This is a genomic window from Micromonospora sp. ATCC 39149, from assembly GCF_000158815.1.
In the GTDB taxonomy this organism is placed as follows: domain Bacteria; phylum Actinomycetota; class Actinomycetes; order Mycobacteriales; family Micromonosporaceae; genus Micromonospora.
In genome coordinates, this window is sequence record NZ_GG657738.1 from 663,632 (window position 1) to 664,673 (window position 1,042).

Here is a 1,042-nt window from a genome sequence, read left to right on the forward strand (position 1 = left end):
GTCTCACCATCGACCGCAGCGCCCTGCGGGTGACCCTGAGCCGCCGGCAGGCCCACGAAGTCCACCCCGGGTCCACCTGCATCGACGACTGCCCGTTCCGGCTCTGTCCGCTGCCGCCCAAGGGCGACGAGCTGCCGTACCAGATGGACGAGGTCTTCTGCGCCCGGCAGGTCGACCTGGTCGGCCACTGGCTGCGCCCGCAGGCGCGGGCCGGGTGGCAGGCGGTCAACCGATCCGACCTGCGGGCCTTCTGGCGGGAGATGTCCGAACGGATGGCGCCGGCGTGGCGGAAGTGACCGGGCCGGCCGTGCGGTTGCGAGCCCGGCCGCAGGCCGCCGCCCGGCGGGCCCGCGCGGGTGGCCCGGGTGGCGCGAGGGCTACTCCGGGGCCGGGGCCGGACGGATGACGGTGAACACCGCGCCCGCCGGGTCGGCGAGCGCGGCGACCCGGCCGGTCGCGACGTCGCGGGGCGGCACCAGCAGCCGGCCGCCCAACCCCGACGCCCGCCCGGCCACGGCGTCGGGATCGGCGACGGCGAAGTACACCATCCAGCCGGTGGGCAGCAGGGCCGCCAGCGGTGGGGGCAGCGCCAGCCGGCCGGCGACCGGCCGCCCGGCGGCCAGCAGCAGCGCGTACGAGTCGTCTCCGGCGTCCGGCGGCGCGCTCGCGCGCAGCCCGAGGGCGTCGGCGTGGAACCGGTCGGCGTCGGCGGGGGCGGTCGTCATGTACTCGTACCAGCTCGGCCGGCCGGGGCCGGGGACGACGACGTCCGTGCCGGCGCTAACGCGGAAGGACCCGCCGAGCGGGTCGTGCACGTCGCCACCGTCGAGGCGTGCCCCGGCCCGGCCGGCCGCGACGCGGACGGCCTCGGCATCGGCGGCGACGAAGACCGGCCACCAGCGGGCCGGCGCGGCACCGTGCTCCAGCTCGGCGGCGAGGGTCCCCCCGGCGTACGCCGTGACCCCGCCCGCCGGTCCCGGGTGGGCTGGGTCGCCGCCGGCACAAGCCCGGCGTACGCCCAGCCGAGCAGGCCGGCGTAGAA

General features: G+C 78.7%; 2 protein-coding genes. One reads left to right on the forward strand and one right to left on the reverse strand.

The window, feature by feature from the left end:
• A partial coding sequence (locus tag MCAG_RS33280) for a hypothetical protein (protein WP_036372053.1) occupies nt 1–296 on the forward strand: 296 nt, incomplete at its 5' end.
• Between the two features lie 81 nt (nt 297–377).
• On the opposite strand, the gene MCAG_RS33285 is transcribed toward MCAG_RS33280, so the two are convergent.
• A partial coding sequence (locus MCAG_RS33285) for a VOC family protein (protein WP_198141476.1) occupies nt 378–1,042 on the reverse strand: 665 nt, incomplete at its 5' end.